Below are 15940 nucleotides of genomic sequence, written 5' to 3'. Positions count from 1 at the left end.
CTCTGGAAGTGGAAACGCACCAGCTTTGCATGCGATCCATAAAAATTAACCATAAAGGCAGCCGCTAGCGCCGGTAGATGCGCGAGGCGAGCTGGTCTATCAGCAAATGATGCAGGACGATTCAGCCCAGACAGCCCGCCGCGCGCTCGAAACGCAGCTCCCCCAGGTGCATCAGCGGGTTTCAGCCATTGATGTGCGCAAGGGTGTAGCCACTGTGGTTCTTGCGCCGCCGGAGGATGCGAGTGCCACCGATGAAGCCGGTGTCCGCAACGCTGTCGAGGCGGCATTGCTGGAAATTCCGGATATTGAGCGGGTCAGGGTCATCGTTGAGAGCGAACGTCAGTCCGCGCCCTCCGCCAGACGCAGCGAGCCTGCGCCCGTCAGGCCGCCCGCACCGGTGATTATCGCCGTTGGTTCCGGCAAGGGCGGGGTAGGCAAGTCCACAATGGCGGCCAATCTGGCCGGTGCCTGCGTGCGCCAGGGTCTGCGTACCGGGCTGGTGGACGCCGATGTGTTCGGGCCCAGCGCGCCGCGCCTGTTCGGCCTCACGGATGCGCCCGGTCTGCGTAAGACCGATGCCGGTATCGAACCGCTGCGCGCGCATGGCGTGAAGCTGGTCTCGACCGGGTTTCTGGTTGGCGAGCGTGAGCCGGTTGTGTGGCGCGGGCCGATGGTGACGGGCGCGATCCGTCAGTTCTTGAGCGAAGTCGACTGGGATGGCGGCGACGGTCCGCTGGACGTACTCATTATCGATATGCCACCTGGCACTGGCGATGCACAGCTGGCTATCGCGCAAGGCATGCCGATCAGCGGCGCGGTGATCGTCTCCACGCCGCAGACCGTGGCGCTGGACGATGCGCGCAAGGCGATGGCCCTGTTTGAACGCACCGAGATTCCGGTGCTCGGCATGATCGAGAATATGAGCTTCTTCCTGTGTCCGCATTGCGGTGAGGGAAGCGAGATTTTCGGGCGCGGCGGTGCGCGCGCCGAGGCCGAACAGATGGGCATTCCGTTTCTGGGCGAGATACCGCTTCACCCGTCTTTGCGTGAAGCTAGCGATGCGGGCCGCCTTGTCGCGCTGGAGGACGGGCCGCTGGCCGGTGCGTTCGAGCGCGCAGCCAGCGCCATGCTGGAGACGGCCCGGACGGCGAACCGCCCGGCGCCGGAGATCGTGTTCGAGGAGTAGGGCTCCAATTGTGGAGCATCGGAGTTAATTTATACTCCATGCTTAATCGTTGACTCATTTTAATTGACAATATTGAGTGCGACTAAATCACTTTTTTGTGCCCAGATTTTAGTGCTTGTCGAAAAGTAGTGGGAGGTAAGCATATGTGCGCTGAGGAGGATGCATTGGACCGAAACACACTTATATCACACAAAAGAGAATTGTTCGACGGGATGAGAGCCTATCACCAATCGGAAATAAGTCACAACAATAACGCAGTTATCATATTAATGAGCATTGCGGCGGCATCAGGCGCAATTGTGTTGTCCATATTATTTCCAGAAAATCCACCCCAAAATCAGAAGTACATTGCTGTTGGCTTGTTTTTGTTTGTGTTATTTTTCTCAATTTTAATATGCAAAGTCACGTGTGATAAAATTGATTCTGATCATTCCTCTTATGAGCGCTTCGGAAAGGACTATACCGCGGCAATGAAGGCGCTCAATATAAATGAAATGTATAAACTTGAAAAAGATAAAAAGTTAAATTATTTTGAAGGGATAGGCACGGGTTCAGGGTACAAAAAAACACAAAATATACTGTGGTCTTTGGCTTCCATTTTGATCGTTTCAACGGGCATTTTTGCTTTGGTGATATGCCTTGATTTGTTGTAGTGATTCCGTCTTCTACCACTCCACCTCTTCAAGGAACGCCCGCACATCGGCGGCTGTCTCGGCCGGGATTTCTTCCATCGCCACATGGCCCGCGCCCTCATAGGTGATGAGGCGTGCGTCGGGCATGGCGTCGGCAAAGCGCTCGCCATGCTCTGCGGGGATCATGCGATCTTCCGCGCCCCAGAGGATCAGGGCAGGGGCCGCAATAGTGGCCAGTACGGGCTGCGGATCCGGCAGGGTGAATTGTTGCAGCCGGGCGATCAGCGCCTCGCCAATGCCAGGCTGGCGCATCATCTGGGCGATTTCCGCCACGCGTGCGTCGCTCAGCCGTGACGGATCGCCATAGAGCGTCTCGGTGGCCATGCGCACGCCCGCATCGGGCGCGAGGCGCAGATACATCTGGACCGGCAGCGGCACCTCTACGGGTTCATCGCCGACATTATTGATTGAATAGCCACCGGGGCTGACCAGGACGAGCCCGGCCACGCGCTCCGGGTGGGCCGCCGCATAGCGCCAGGCGACCAGACCGCCCAGCGAATTGCCGCCAATGACAAACCGCTCCAGCGCCAGCGCGTCGAGCAGTTCGGCCACTTGGGCGGCGGTGTCTTCATTGGAGTAGGCGCCGCCGGGGTGCGGGCCGGTCACGCCATGGCCCGGCAGGTCAAGGCGGATCACGCGATAGCTGTCCGACAGGGCTTCGGCCCAGCCCTCAAACCCTTCCAGCGAGTGTGAGAAGCCGTGCATCAGCACGATGGCCGGTGCGTCTGCCGGTCCGTCTTCGCGTACTCGCCAGCTCATCCCGGCGGCCTCTACGGTGCGTTCGCCAGCGGCAGGCTCGGGCGGCGGTGCCGGCTCAGGGGTTCGCGTTAGCCAGACAAAGGCGGCAATGGCCACCACCGCCAGCAGGATGAGAATGCCAAGAATGGTCAGCAGAAATCCGCGCATCGCCCCTATCCCCTGTTGCTTGCCTGTCAGCTCAGCCGTGCCAGCAGGCCGTCAATTGCGGCGCGTGCAGGCGGCTCGGTCAGTAGCGGCGCATGGCCCACGCGCGGCACCTCCACCCCGGTAAAGTCCGGATGGCGGGCCTTCATCTTTTCAAAGCTCTCGCGGGAGAGCAGGTCGGAGATCGCACCACGCACCACTACCAGCGGCACACCGGCCAGCGCATCATAGAGCGGCCACATGTCAGGCGGCAGAGCGCGGTCGGGCTGGCGGAAGGGCTCGGCAATGGCCGGGTCATAATCCAGCTCGACATGCCCGCTTTCCAGCTCCCGGCAGGTGCGCCGCGCAAAGGCCAGCCAGAACGCCTCGCCCGTCTCGTCGGGGAATGCTTCGCCATTGACCGCGCGGATAGCCTCTGCCGCCTCGTGCCAGTTCTCAAATGCGCTGGTGGTGCGGCCGACATAACCTGCAATACGGTTCAGGCCCGCCGGGTCCAGCTCCGGCCCGATATCGTTGATAAGGGCGCCAGCGAGCAATTCGGGGCGCTTGGCGGCAAGGATCATGGTCATGATCCCGCCCATCGAAGTGCCAAGCGAGATCACCTTGTCGACCCCTTCGCTCTTCAGAAGGCCCAGCACGTCATTGACATAGACTTCCGGGTTATAGCTGTCCGGCGGTGTGCCGCGATCCGACAGGCCCCGCCCGCGCACATCCACCGCTATGACGGTGTGGCCCATCGCGGCGACGCGCGGCGCAACCTCCTCGAAATCGCGGCTATTGCGCGTCAGCCCGTGCAGGCAGAGCACGGGAAGCTTGCCGCTCTGGCCTGCATCATAGCGCCGGTAGGCGGTGCAGATGCCGTCAGGTGCCGTGAAATAATGCTGTGAGAACACGCTCATGCCCTGGTTGCTCCGCCATTCTTCTGCGCGCGTGAGCGCTCCTGCAGATACAATATGCCTGCCGCGATGAAGCCGGGCATGCGCTCGTGCACGCTGGCAATATCCGAGGATTTGCATAAGCCCTTCGACAACACGTCAATCCGGCCGGTCTGGGCGAAGGTCAGGACCAGCACGCCTGACAGGAAGTGATAGCTCCAGAACAGGTCTTCCTCCGTGCAGTCCGGGATTCTCGGGCGCAGCGCTTCGAGGAACCGGATCACGATGGGATCGAAATACTTGTTCATCACCGCCGCGCCCCATTCGGGCGTATTGGTGATCTGGCCGATCAGGGCAAAATAGCTCTTCCAGCCCGGCCCGCCATTGGCGGTACGGTCCAGAAGCGGGTGGGTGAAGGCGTTGATGATCTCCTCCACCGTCGGGCCGTCCGGGCCGGCATTGGCTTCCAGCTCTTCCAGCTCTTTAAGGCGGATGGCGTTCAGCTCGGTCGCGCGGCGCAGCAGCACCTCGTCGAAAAGCTCGCGCTTGCCGCCAAAATAATATGTGACAAGGGCCGGGTCAGCGCCCGCCTTGCGCGCGATCTCGCGCACGGTCACGGCGTGAAACCCGGTCTCCGCGAACAGGGATTCGGCGGCGTCCAGCAGGGCAGCGCGGGTCTTCTCGCCACGGCGGTTTTGCGGGCGGGTTTTTGTACGTGTGGCCATGGCGCGACTTTTAGCCGTTTCGCCGCGCGCGTCGATGGCAATCTGTTGCCGCATAGCCTCACTCCTCAGCTCGTGACTCGCTTCGAGTGTGATACCAATTGACATTTCATTCAACGTTGAAAGTAATTCGCGGCGAGACGCTTGGCATGGATCAGGCGCCAGATGATTCGATTGGGAGGATCACCATGAAAACGAAACTGCGCACATTTGGTGTGGCCGCTGCGCTTGCCGGCGTGTCACCGCTTGCCTTCATGACACCGGCTGCCCTGTCTCAGGAGACGGGTGCCAGCGCAAACCGCGAAGTGATCGTGGTTACGGCGCGGCGTACTGAAGAGAGCCTTCAGGATGTTCCCGGTGCTGTATCGGCGTTTTCCGAAGCCGCGCTGGAGCGGATCGACGTAACGGACTCCACGGGCCTGCAGGGCGCAGTTCCCAACCTGAACATTGTTCAGGGCCGGGGTTCGTCGAACGCCACCAACATCTATATCCGCGGCATAGGCCAGCCGGATGCGCTGCAGACCTTTGATCCGGCGGTCGGCTTCTATGTCGATGATGTCTATTTCTCGCGTATTCGCGGCACGCAGCTTGATCTGTTCGACATTGAACGCATCGAGGTTCTACGTGGCCCGCAAGGCACGCTCTACGGCAAGAACACCATTGGCGGCGCCCTTCGCGTCATCACCCGCCGCCCCAGCCAGGAGACACGTGGCCAGTTCCAGGTCGGGCTGGGCAATTACTCACTCTGGGAGGCACGCGCATCGGTTTCCGGCGGTCTGGCCGAAAACCTGGCCGGCAGCGTCGCCCTGTTTGGCACGGGCCGGGACGGTTTCGTCACCAATCCCGTCACCGGTGAAGACTATAATGACCGCAACGCCTCGGCGGCGCGTGTGGCGCTGGCCTGGGATGCGGCCCCGAACTTCTCCGTGGACTGGAATGCCGACTGGTCGCGTGAAAACAACGCGCTGGTCATGGGCCAGCCGATCAATACGCTGACGACACTGTTCGGCGTGCCGATTTTCCCGGTGCCAACGCCGGTTCCGGCCTATGACTTCACCGCCACCCCGACACCAGGACTCCCCAACTCTACCGAGATGACCCATTGGGGCACCGCGCTCACCATGAACTGGGAGCTGTCGGACAATCTCACCCTGCGCTCCATCACGGCCTACCGCGAGCTGGAGTACGAAGATTACATCGATATCGATGCCACGCCGCTCGAAACCGGTGATGTGCTCGTGGCCGTCGACCAGGATCAGATCAGTCAGGAATTCCAGCTGAACTATGAGGGCGAACGCCTGACGGTGGTCAGCGGCGTGTTCTACATGCTGGAAAATATCACATCGCATCAGGAAGCGTTCGCCGATGACCTGCTGACCGGTCCGGGCGGATTTACGTTCCTGCGCACGATCGATGATGATCTGGAGACCCGCAGCTGGGCGCTCTACGCCAACGCGACATTCGCGTTGACTGACCGTCTCTCCATCACGGGTGGGGTGCGCTATACCGAGGAACGCAAGGACTACTTCCGCACCACGTCGACCTTCTCCGACTTCCCCGGCTTGACCGTCGATCCGGCGCTGGCATTCAATATCCGCCAGACTTGGACCGACACTTCTCCCATGATTTCGCTGGACTACCGGGCCTCGGACAATGTGCTGGTCTATGGCCGTATCGCGATGGGCTTCAAGTCAGGCGGCTTTAATGGGCGCGCCAACAATCCCGGTGAGCAGGCCCCCTACGATCCCGAGACCGTCACGTCTTATGAACTCGGCGTGAAGACTGACTGGCTCGACAACACGCTGCGGGCCAACTTCACGGTGTTCTACAACGATTATACCGACTTCCAGGCGCGTGTGTCCGGCCTCGTGACCGATCCGGGTACCGGCCTGCCGGTTCCGCAGCTGACGGTTCTCAATGCGGGCAGCCTTGAGATTTCCGGCTTTGAGGCCGAGCTGGCCTGGAGCCCGGTTCCCGAGCTGCTTCTGGATGCCCAGATCGGCTATCTGGACGCGGAGTATGGCGAATTCGACGATGCTCGCTTCGTCAGCTTTGGTGGCAGCCGCGCGTTCCAGACACCGGCATTCTCGCCGGAATGGACCACGCGTTTCGGCGCGGCTTACGACTTCGATCTCGCCGACAACGGCACGCTGCGCCTGTCCGGCTCGGCCCGCTACCGCTCGCGCATGGCGCTGGCGGTGGACAACACGCCGGTGGACTCGAATGTCGAGATCGAGGGCCTGTTCCAGGACGCCTACTGGCTCTATGACGCCAACGCCGTCTGGACCAACCGGAACGGCAATTACTCGATCGGCCTCTACGGACGTAACCTCTCCGATGAAGTCTATCGCACCGATGGTCAGGACTTCTCCTCGGTGGGCAATATCCGCACCGTCTATTACGGCGCGCCGCGTACCTGGCGGCTGGTTTTCACCGCCCGCTACTAGGACAGCCTAAAGGCCGGGGGACGGCTGGAAAGACGCCGCCGGATGCTTTGCAGCTCCGGCGGCGTTTTTCTTTTGCACACTGAGGCCAGCGGGTCAGAATGCCATGAAGAGATGCTGACGCGATCAGCACGGGACCATTACCTGCCGGGGGATATTCCATGAGTGAGACGCTGCCGGGCGCGCCGGGTGTAGCCGCTGCGACCACCGTGCCCAAGCCACCATCCAACCTGTATCGCGGGTATGTGATGGTGATGCTGTTTCTGGTCTATGCGTTCAACTTCCTCGACCGGCAGATCATTTCCATCCTCGCCATCCCGATACGCGAGGAGCTGGGGCTGGACGACCGCCAGCTCGGCCTTCTGGGCGGCATTGCCTTTGCGCTCCTCTACTCCGTCCTTGGTGTGCCGATTGCCTGGCTGGCCGACCGCACCAACAGGGTATGGATCATCACCGTTTCGCTCACCGTATGGAGTGGCTTTACCGCGCTTTGCGGCATGGCCCAGAATTTCTGGCAGCTCTTTGCTGCGCGTGTAGGCGTAGGCGTGGGTGAGGCAGGCGGGGTGGCCCCGTCCTACTCCCTCATCGCCGACTATTTCCCGCCGCAGGCACGCGCACGCGCGCTCGCTTTCTATTCGCTCGGCATTCCGCTCGGCAGTGCGTTTGGCGTCATCGCAGGCGCGCAGATTGCCAGCGGCAATATCGGCGAGGGGCTGGACTGGCGCTGGGCCTTCATCATTGTCGGTCTTGCCGGTGTATTGCTTGCGCCGATCTTCCGCCTGACAGTGCGCGAGCCTGCGCGTGGCCAGCTGGATACCGTCAAGCTGGACGTCAAGGCGGCCAAGCCGAGCTTCTTTGCCGTCATCCGCGTTCTGCTGAAGAAGCCCGCCTTCTGGTTCCTCACCTTCGGCGCGACCTGCTCGTCCATGATGGGCTATGGCGTGTTCTTCTGGGTGCCAAGCTTTTTTGCGCGCTCCTATGGCCTTGATCTGGTCACCACGGGCTGGATGTTCGGTGGCCTTCTTATTATCGGCGGCAGCGCCGGGATCGTGCTTGGCGGTTTCATTTCCGACTGGGTCGGCAAGAAGTCCAAGGCCTGGTACGCGCTGGTGCCGGGTATCGCCTTCCTGTTCACCATGCCCTTCTATGCGGTAGGCGTGCTGGCACCGAACGCAACGATTGCCTTCTTCGTGTTCATCATCCCCAACGCGCTGGCACTGGCCTGGCTGGGGCCGGTCCTGTCGGCCTTCCAGAATCTGGTGCCGGCCACGATGCGCACCGTGGCCTCATCCATCTTCCTGCTCATCAATAATCTGCTGGGGATCGGGGTGGGGATCTATGTGCTCGGCGAATTGTCGACGATGCTGGCACCCACGTTTGGCGATGAATCGCTGCGCTATTCTATCCTGATCGGGTCGAGCCTCTATCTGGTCGCGGCTGGCTTCATGTTCCTCGCGGCGCGCTGGCTGCCAAGGAATTGGGAAGGATAGGGCTTTATCGCCAATCCCGGACAAAAAAGCCCCGGAGCGTGATGCTCCGGGGCTTTCCTGTTTCAGGGCCGGCGCGCGCTATGCGGCTTCAGACGCCTGCGTCTGCAGCGATTCAGCAAACACCTTGGCGACATCATCGCGGGCGGTTTCGCCGCTGGCTGCAAACACCTCGCCGTTCAGGGCGAGTGCTGCGTCAGCTTCGCCGATCTCCTTGCCTGATACTTCCGCCAGCATGGCGAGCGATTCTGCGGCTGCAAAGATGGGGCGCTTGCTGGCGAACATGTCCTGGACGAGGCGCAGCGCCGCGTTGGAATCGTTCAGCGCATCAACCGCGCGCCGTCCGCCCGGCAATATCAGTCCGGCCGCTTCATCGGCCGTTACATCGTCAATTCCGCTATCGACAACGAAGTTCATCTCCTCGCCGGTTTCGGTGCGTCCCGAGACCAGAGCCCGCGCGCTTGAAATAACCTTCAGCCGGTACCCTGCGCGCTCGGCCGCGCTGGCGGCAGCGTTCAGATCAGGGACCGAAAATCCGGCGGCAGCAAGCGCCAGAACGGTGCCGGATTCCCCGACACGGGCAATATCCAGACGGGGCTCACGTTGATGACGGAAATGGCGTTTTGATGGGGTCATAAATCCTCCTGGCCTCGCGCGCCCTCGCGCAAGGCTGCTTGTGAACAGATGTCAGTGTGTGCCGCTAAAGGTAGGGGTTAAGGCGTGCAGATTCAACGCCGCGCCGCAGGTTTTCCCTCAGCCGGGAAGCCGGATTGCCTGTTAGAAGCCCGCCCCGCGCCGCGCTTGATGCAGTCGGGCGGGGGCCGTCAAAGCCTATGGCAAGGCAGGGCTGGTGCGCAGCTGGCGGTCATAGGCTGCCGCAGCCAGAAGCGCGGTCCCGGCCACTGCGGCTATGGAAATACGCAAGGCGATTTCGCCGGAGATGGCGGTGAACATCGTCACTGCCCCGCCCACAACCAGGCAGGTAACCAGTACAGGCAAAGCGGTCCGCCCGGTGCGGATGAAGACCTGCCGGGCGGTTGCATCGCCCAGAATGTCCAGCTTCCAGCGCTGGCGGGCGAAAATCACGATCCATATCCACAAAATTGCGCTGACCAGCCAGACCCCGAACCCGATGCCGGAGGCGAGATAGCCGACGCCAAGGCCCGCCCCGCCTACCAGGGTCAGAGCTTCTCCGCCCTGCCAGGCGATAATGGCAATGCCGTTCAGCCGCGTCATCAGGCGGATGATCTGGATGCTGTCTTCCGGACTGCGCTGCCCTGCCATGCGCTGACCTCCCCTTTGGCGGCCGGAGCGCAAGGAAACCCTTAAGCGAGGCGAATCTCGCGCAGCCGCTCCATAAGATACTCATGGGCGGTGATGGGCTGCAAATAGCGGTCGGGATTATCTGCGCTGACGCATTGCGGCAGGGTCTTGATCTCCACGTCCGGCGCGAAGTGCAGGAAGAAGGGCGTGGAATAGCGTGAGAAGGCCATGCGCTCTGCGCTGGGGTTCACCACGCGGTGCGTGGTCGAGGGCAGGACATGGTTGGTCAGGCGCTGCAGCATGTCGCCCACATTGACCACCAGAGCGCCCGGCGGCGGGTTGATGGCCAGCCACTCGCCAGAGCGGGTTTTCACCTGCAGGCCCGCTTCCTCCGCGCCCAGCAGCAGTGTGATGACATTGATGTCTTCATGCGCGCCGGCGCGCACGCCGTCCGGCTCGCCCCTGACGGGCGGGTAGTGCAGGAGGCGCAGAATGGAATTGCCTTCGGCGACGCGCGCCTCGAACCAGTTTTCCGGCAGATCCAGATGGCGCGCGATGGCTTTCAGCAGGATGCGGCCCATCGCGTCGAGCGCATCAAACAGATCGCGCGTCGTCTCGTTGAAGCCAGCAATGTCGCTGACCGATACGTTCGCGGGCATCACATCTGAATAGCGGTGACCCTCGGGCAGGTCGCGGCCCCGATGCCAGAATTCCTTCAGATCCACAGCCGCAGCGCCCTTGGCCGCTTCCACGCCGAAAGGCGTATAGCCGCGCTGCCCGCCGCCGCCGGGCTGGTGATATTGCCGCTTGGTGTCATCTGGCAGCGCGAAGAAGGCTTTTGTGTCGGCAATGGCGCGGTCGATGACGCCCTGATCGATCGTGTGATCGCTGACGACTGCAAAACCGTATTCGCGGAAACTGCCGCACAGCGCATCGGCAAAGCCCTGCGGGTCGCGCGCAGCCTGCGCGAAAGAAACGGGCTTTATCAGGTCTTGCAGGATGGCGGTCATGGTCGGTCTACCAGCTTGGGAAAAGGGGCAGGGCATTTAGCGCGTCTTATGGCAGAGATGAAGGGCGCTCACCCTTGACGATGCAGCGATGGCGGACGACTTGCCAGTCATAATCACGCGGCCCAATGTCGCGCTGAGCAGGAGATGTCCTATGTCCCAGTCCCCCATCGAGGTCTTTTACTGGCCGACGCCCAATGGCTGGAAAGTTTCCATCGCACTGGAGGAGATGGAGCTGCCTTACGTGATCCGGCCGGTGAATATCGGCACGGGCGAGCAGTTCAGGCCGGAATTTCTGGCCATTAGCCCGAATAACCGTATGCCCGCCATCACCGACCCTGAAGGCCCGGACGGTCAGCCGATCTCCATCTTCGAAAGCGGCGCGATCCTGCAATATCTCGCCCGCAAGACGGGCAAGTTCTACGGCGCCAATCCGCGCGAGCAGGCCGAGGTGGAGCAATGGCTGCACTGGCAGATGGGCGGGCTGGGGCCGATGGCAGGCCAGGCGCACCATTTCCGCTCCTACGCGAAAAAGATCGAGCCAGATGAAAGCAAGCTGGAATACGGCGCGAACCGCTACACCAATGAGGTGAACCGGCTTTATGGCGTGCTCGACCGGCGGCTAGCGGACAGGGAATATCTCGCCGGGCCATACTCCATCGCCGACATGGCCGCCTGGCCGTGGATACTGCCTGAGGGGCAGGGCCAGAACCTTGAGGACTTCCCTAACCTGAAAGCCTGGGTCGAGCGGCTGAAAGAGCGCCCGGCTTTGCGCCGGGGCCGCGATGCGGGCAAGGAATTTCGCTCAAACCTCGCCGAGGATTCCGAGGAGGCGAAGAAAGCCCGCGCGATATTGTTCGGCCAGAAGGCGCTGTAGGACCTCAGTTCTTCCATGTTGTCATGGCCCGGCTTGTCCAGGCCACCCATGCCTGAGAGTTTCGAGCTAGCAGCGTCTATTCAGGCCGCGGAGTAGCTTGAAAAGCGCGACTGCCTGTGCCCGCGCAGGCGGGTATTCGCGGAACACCGCAACGCGGATGCGTTGCGTAACCAAAAGAGGCATGGGTCCCCCGCATAAAGCGGGGGATGACACCTTTCTGCAATACGTTGAAGCCTCCCGCCCGTCATGCTTGGATAGGGCGTGCGCAAGGGGGAAAGCGTGGCACGACGGGGATCGAGATACAGCCTTGAGAGGGTGCAGGCGCGCGCGCGGCGCGTGCGTCACCCGCGTGAAGCCGGATTGCCGCGACGCCTGATATGGTGGAGCTGGCAGGCGCTGGCAGCTCTCGCGCGCCCTGCCGCCTTTGCTGTTCTGGTAGCCTTGGCCGGTTTCTCGGCGTTTGACGGCATGCGCCATCTGAACCCTGTAGCCGATATGCCTGACCGCGCCGGACGCGTGAACGACGCCTTTGCGTCACTGGCACCGGACGCGGCCACAGCCGCCTCGATCTGGAGCAATGAGCTGGAAACCGCCATGCAGCCGCGTGCCGGTCTGCCGCCCGACAATGCGCTGGCGGCCAGCCTGCTCGCCGCGTTCGAGCCGATCGCTGGCCGGGAACGCTTCTCCAGCCTGATCTGGGCGGAGCTGCACGCCCGCTCGCCGGGCGAAGCGGAGGCCGTCCTTCGCGCCTTGCCGGTCTGGGTGAGGCAGCAGGAACTGGACAGCGTGTGGAACGAGCGCATGCGCCAGGCCGCTGCCTTGGCGGCCAGTGAAGCAGCCGCCGGGATGGCCCCGGCGACGGTGAGAACGCGGCTGAACCGCGCCTCGCGTCTCTATGAGACAATTCACGCTTCACACGCGGCTTTCTTTGCCGGCCATGAGGACGGCGCGCTTAATCTCGCCCTGCTGCCCGGCCTGTCAGCCGGAACAGGCGAGCTTTGGCTTCAGTCCGACGAGATGGCCACTCTTGCCCATTGCCCGGCTGGAGAGGCACTGGAATGCGCGCTGGCGCGCATGGGCCGTGATGCCGGGGCGGGACAGGGCGCGCGCCTGCTGCGCGCCGCGCTGCTGGCCGGGCAGGTGGATGACGCCTTCCGGTCAGAACTTCAGTTGGCCAATGAACAGACACTTCGCGCCATTGCCAGTGAGCTGGGCGCGGTGGCGCGCTACACCTCCAACATTGATGCCATCCGGCTGACAGCCCTGCTGGAAACACCGCAGGACGCCGCGCGCCTGCGCCGCCTGTCGCTGGAGGCCGGACCGCGCACGCTGGCGCTGGCGCATTTTCACGGGCGCGGCGCGCTGGCGCTGGATCGCGGTGAGGATATTCTGCCCAGCCCGGTCACCGCCGAAGCCTGGGAGCGATTTGTGCTGGCAGGCGTGTTTGCCGCGCTGGCTTTTGGCATTGTGCTGGCGGCGCTGACATCGGCTTTCAGCGTGCGCGTAACCGGCCGGGCCGGTCTCGGCCAGCGCATCGATATCGCGATGCGTGAGTTACTTCTTGGTAGGAAAGTCTAACAAAAATAAATGCTTAAAATGCATTATTCTTAGTTTGCCTTAACCCTGTGGATACCATTCCCCGCGAATATGCTCTCACACAAACGCAAAACCTTGCGTGGGTGGTGGGGTGTCAATCACGGGTTCGAGACGAGGGCAAAGCCCCGCAGAACCCAAATGGAATGGGGAAGACAAATGGCTTTCACCGATGTGGAAACCCGTCAGGTTCACGACGCGATCAATACCGATCCGACCGGCGAGGATTTGTGCAAGCTCGGCCTGCTCTACTCGACGGGCCAGGGCGGCGTTGTCGACTATGTCGAGGCACACAAATGGTTCAACCTGGCTGCGCTGATGGGCTCTGAGCCCGCCAAGCACTACCGCAAGGAAGTGTCCAGCGAGATGGGTACAGAAGACATTGCGGCGGCACAGCGTGCGGCGCGCGAGTGGCTCTCCACCCGTCACTAGGCCGGTCTGCCTGATCAGTTACGGGTTGCCTCAAACAGCAGGTAATTGAACCCGGAATCCAGGGGCAGGATGCCCCGGATATACTGGTCGACGAACAGATTGACCTCGGCGATGCCTGAGCGCGGCACGAACACGACATCGTGCCGGGCAAGCGGGATCATGTCGGTCGGCTGTCCGCGCAGTGCGGAGCGCACATCAACGGTGCGCATCATCGCACCGCCATCGGGCGCACGCCGCAGGACGACGACCGAATTGCGCCGGGCGGTTGGCTGGAAACCGCCGGCGAACATGATGGCTTCGAGCACGCCTGTCCTGCCATCTGGCAACGGGTAGGGGCCGGGCGCATTCACCTCGCCGCCGATCAGAATGCGCTGCGAGCCAAAGCTGAGCGGGCGCACCTCCACGATGGGGTCGCGAAGCACCCGTGAATACCCGTCTGCGATGGCCCGTGCGGCCTCCGGCGCTGTTTTCTGCGATACCATCACCCCGCCCACGAGTGGCAGGCTGGCGCGCCCGTCCGGGCCGATTTCCACTTCGCGCGACAATTCCGGCGCGGTGTGGACCGTCACTTCAATCGCATCGCCCGGATAGAGCCGGTAAACCGGATCGCCGCTGGTCCATGTCTGGAAGCGCGATGGCTCGAACCCGTTGGCGGTCTGACGCGCCCGCCCGCCGCAGGCGGAAAGGCCAATTGCTGCACTGCCAGCCAGCAGAGCAGCGAGCGCGTTGCGCCGGGTCCAGTCAAATTCGGCCATGGGTCGCCACCTTCGAGTCGCTTGTACTTGATAAAGTGTAGCCTTCTGCGAGCCGGGCTAAGAAAAAATTAAGCGCACCCCCGCCAGATGGCGCTTATGGAATCAACACGTGGATCGGGCACAGGAAATTCTGGCCAGGCGGGGCATGCCCGCCGGGAGCTGGACCTGTTTGACCTGCTGGCACTGGCATGGTCGCAGAAACTGCTGATCGTCATCGTTTTCGTTCTTCTTTTCGTGCCGATGGCGGCTGCAGCCTGGTTTGTCCTCAAGCCTGAATATGTCGCGCAGTCACGGCTTCTGGTCCTGCTGGATCAGGAAGATCAGGCACCGGGCGCGGCAGGCTCAGGCGGCGCGTTCACGCTCGATCAGGTGCTGCAGTCGGAGGCCGAAATCCTCAACTCCGAGACGGTTCGCCGCCTCGCCATCGAGCGTCAGGGCGGATCGCCGCAACCTGCAGTGCTGCGCGAGATGCGCACCAGCTTCCAGGTCGAGCGCGCGCCCCATGCCAGCGTGCTGCATGCCAGCTATGCCGGGGAGACACCGCAATCGGCAGCCAATGTGCTCAATGCCATCATCGACGCCTATCTGGCCTATCGCCGTGAAGTGCTGGTTGAGGACGGCGCCGAAGCGCTGGGCCAGCGTCTGGCCGCCGCCGAGATTGCCGCCGCCGTGGCTGAGACCAATCTGCGCACTTTCCTGGTCGAAAATGCCATCGTTGACTTTCAGGCAGAGCGTCTGGCGCTGGTCACGCGCATGACCGAGCTGGAAAACTCCCTGCTCGCGGCAGAGGCGGCAACACAGTCCGCGCGCGGAGGGGCGGCTGCCCTGTCGCAGCGTTTGCGGGACATGCCGCAATCTATTGAGCTTTATGTGGAAAACGATGTCACAGGACAGCTTCTCGCACTGGAAGTGCGCCGCCGCGAGCTGACCTCGCGCTACCAGGATGACGCGCCGCCGGTTCAGGCGATTGACCGCGAAATCCGCGCCCTGCGCGAGCTGGTGCAGTCCGGCGGTGCGGAGGGCGCAGGCCAGCGGCGCACAGGCGCCAATCCGGTCTATCAAGAGCTCGACACCGCGCGCCTTCAACGCGAGTCCGAAGCCGCTGCGCAGGCCCGTCTTGCTGCCACGCTGGCCTCGCAGCTCGAGGCTGCCCGTGCACAGGCCGACCGGCTGGCCGGGCTTTCCAGCCAGTATGACCGGCTGAGCCGTGAGGCATCGTCGCGCGGCGAGGCCGCAAGCCGCCTTGCTTTGCAGTTTGCCGCGGCTTCTTCGCGCCGGGGCGGTGCGTCGGGCATTGCGGATTCGGTGCGTATCGTCGAGCGGGCGACGCCGCCCGCTCAAGCGCGCTCCTTGCGTAATGCGGCCATCGGGGCGGCAGGGATACTGGCGCTGGGCGCTGCTGTGTTGCTGGGCCTGCTCAAAGGCTATTTCGAGGCGACGCGTGACCCGCGCGCGCTGCGCCGCCCGGTGCAAGCGGACCGGGGCGATGATCTGTCATCTGCAGAGATCGAACCGGTGCCCGCGCCTTACAAACAGGCGGCGAGTGTTGCACCGCCGCCCGCCCGCCGCCAGCAATCAGCGCCGGTGTCTGCGCAACCTGCTGCAAGGCCCCTTGCCGTGCTGGCCCGCGTGCGGGATTTTGGTCCGGGTAGTATTCACGGGGCAGGGCGGGCATGACCGGCCCCGCACCTGCGCTACCTTCGG

Annotated in this window: 15 protein-coding genes; 8 read left to right on the top strand and 7 right to left on the bottom strand. The window is 62.7% G+C overall.

Annotated elements, in window-relative coordinates; all coding sequences use genetic code 11:
* Positions 1-106: 106 nt before the first annotated feature.
* Both ACQ5ID_RS12970 and ACQ5ID_RS12965 read left to right on the top strand, forming a co-directional pair.
* Positions 107-1186, top strand: coding sequence for an Mrp/NBP35 family ATP-binding protein (locus ACQ5ID_RS12970; RefSeq protein WP_429912856.1), 1080 nt, complete (start codon positions 107-109; stop codon positions 1184-1186).
* Between the two features lie 212 nt (positions 1187-1398).
* Positions 1399-1839: a hypothetical protein gene (locus ACQ5ID_RS12965; RefSeq protein WP_429912855.1), complete on the top strand. Its 441-nt coding sequence runs from the start codon at positions 1399-1401 to the stop codon at positions 1837-1839.
* A gap of 12 nt (positions 1840-1851) precedes the next feature.
* On the opposite strand, the gene ACQ5ID_RS12960 is transcribed toward ACQ5ID_RS12965, so the two are convergent.
* Genes ACQ5ID_RS12960 through ACQ5ID_RS12950 form a run of 3 tightly spaced genes read right to left on the bottom strand, consistent with a single transcriptional unit; the run spans position 1852 to position 4435 of the window.
* Positions 1852-2784: an alpha/beta fold hydrolase gene (locus ACQ5ID_RS12960; RefSeq protein ID WP_429912854.1), complete on the bottom strand. Its 933-nt coding sequence runs from the start codon at positions 2782-2784 to the stop codon at positions 1852-1854.
* A gap of 26 nt (positions 2785-2810) precedes the next feature.
* A complete protein-coding gene (locus ACQ5ID_RS12955) occupies positions 2811-3680 on the bottom strand; it encodes an alpha/beta fold hydrolase (protein ID WP_429912853.1) in 870 nt (289 codons plus the stop codon).
* Positions 3677-4435, bottom strand: coding sequence for a TetR/AcrR family transcriptional regulator (locus tag ACQ5ID_RS12950; protein WP_429912852.1), 759 nt, complete (start codon positions 4433-4435; stop codon positions 3677-3679). Before ACQ5ID_RS12950 ends, ACQ5ID_RS12955 begins: the two co-directional genes overlap by 4 nt.
* A gap of 131 nt (positions 4436-4566) precedes the next feature.
* Here ACQ5ID_RS12950 and ACQ5ID_RS12945 point away from each other — a divergent pair, with 131 nt between their 5' ends.
* Positions 4567-6825: a TonB-dependent receptor gene (locus ACQ5ID_RS12945; RefSeq protein WP_429912851.1), complete on the top strand. Its 2259-nt coding sequence runs from the start codon at positions 4567-4569 to the stop codon at positions 6823-6825.
* A 158-nt stretch (positions 6826-6983) separates the two neighbouring features.
* On the top strand, positions 6984-8312 hold the full coding sequence (locus ACQ5ID_RS12940) for a spinster family MFS transporter (RefSeq protein ID WP_429912850.1): 1329 nt from the start codon (positions 6984-6986) through the stop codon (positions 8310-8312).
* Between the two features lie 78 nt (positions 8313-8390).
* Here ACQ5ID_RS12940 and ACQ5ID_RS12935 read toward each other — a convergent pair whose 3' ends face one another.
* The 3 genes from ACQ5ID_RS12935 to ACQ5ID_RS12925 all read right to left on the bottom strand — a co-directional run bounded on the left by ACQ5ID_RS12935 (position 8391) and on the right by ACQ5ID_RS12925 (position 10582).
* Complete coding sequence (locus ACQ5ID_RS12935) at positions 8391-8945, bottom strand: DJ-1/PfpI family protein (protein WP_429912849.1); 555 nt, start codon at positions 8943-8945, stop codon at positions 8391-8393.
* 195 nt (positions 8946-9140) lie between these two features.
* On the bottom strand, positions 9141-9593 hold the full coding sequence (locus tag ACQ5ID_RS12930; protein WP_429912848.1) for a hypothetical protein: 453 nt from the start codon (positions 9591-9593) through the stop codon (positions 9141-9143).
* Between the two features lie 41 nt (positions 9594-9634).
* A complete protein-coding gene (locus ACQ5ID_RS12925; protein ID WP_429912847.1) occupies positions 9635-10582 on the bottom strand; it encodes an isopenicillin N synthase family dioxygenase in 948 nt (315 codons plus the stop codon).
* Positions 10583-10733: 151 nt separating this feature from the next.
* Here ACQ5ID_RS12925 and ACQ5ID_RS12920 point away from each other — a divergent pair, with 151 nt between their 5' ends.
* From ACQ5ID_RS12920 to ACQ5ID_RS12910, 3 genes are all read left to right on the top strand, one after another.
* On the top strand, positions 10734-11456 hold the full coding sequence (locus tag ACQ5ID_RS12920; protein ID WP_429912846.1) for a glutathione S-transferase family protein: 723 nt from the start codon (positions 10734-10736) through the stop codon (positions 11454-11456).
* Between the two features lie 279 nt (positions 11457-11735).
* Positions 11736-13034: a hypothetical protein gene (locus ACQ5ID_RS12915; RefSeq protein ID WP_429912845.1), complete on the top strand. Its 1299-nt coding sequence runs from the start codon at positions 11736-11738 to the stop codon at positions 13032-13034.
* 174 nt (positions 13035-13208) lie between these two features.
* Positions 13209-13481 (top strand): hypothetical protein, encoded by a 273-nt coding sequence (locus ACQ5ID_RS12910; RefSeq protein ID WP_429912844.1) that lies wholly within the window; start codon positions 13209-13211, stop codon positions 13479-13481.
* 14 nt (positions 13482-13495) lie between these two features.
* On the opposite strand, the gene ACQ5ID_RS12905 is transcribed toward ACQ5ID_RS12910, so the two are convergent.
* Positions 13496-14236, bottom strand: coding sequence for a polysaccharide biosynthesis/export family protein (locus tag ACQ5ID_RS12905; RefSeq protein ID WP_429912843.1), 741 nt, complete (start codon positions 14234-14236; stop codon positions 13496-13498).
* A 96-nt stretch (positions 14237-14332) separates the two neighbouring features.
* Here ACQ5ID_RS12905 and ACQ5ID_RS12900 point away from each other — a divergent pair, with 96 nt between their 5' ends.
* Positions 14333-15913, top strand: a complete 1581-nt coding sequence (locus ACQ5ID_RS12900; RefSeq protein WP_429912842.1) for a GumC family protein — start codon at positions 14333-14335, stop codon at positions 15911-15913.
* Positions 15914-15940: the final 27 nt, after the last annotated feature.

Origin of the sequence: Glycocaulis sp., assembly GCF_050485565.1 — a bacterium.
Lineage (GTDB): Bacteria > Pseudomonadota > Alphaproteobacteria > Caulobacterales > Maricaulaceae > Glycocaulis.
This window is presented reverse-complemented; position numbering and strand designations above follow the sequence as displayed.